Raw genomic sequence first — 258 nt, forward strand, 5'->3', positions numbered from 1 at the left:
ACGAGCTCCTTATTCTTGTTTGGACCAGAACTGTAACCGATGATTTCACGGTTGTATAGATCAATGATGATACAAATATAATGCCAGTTTGCACCGACCCGCACATACGTTAGGTCGCTGACGACTACGGTTAGCGCTTTTTCTTGTTGGAACTTCCGGTCAAGGGTATTCCCTATTTCCGATTCGTTGCACACGAATTTCGTTGGTTTAAATTGGGCCACCGTGTACGTGGATACAAGTCCTTGTGCCTTCATGATC

1 pseudogene is annotated in these 258 nt (G+C 45.0%); it reads right to left on the reverse strand.

What is annotated here, in order from left to right:
- Window positions 1-258 (reverse strand): annotated as a pseudogene (locus CHH91_RS18665) (IS3-like element IS655 family transposase); the annotation flags it as partial.

Source organism: Virgibacillus sp. 7505 (assembly GCF_002272135.1).
Lineage (GTDB): Bacteria > Bacillota > Bacilli > Bacillales > Amphibacillaceae > Terribacillus.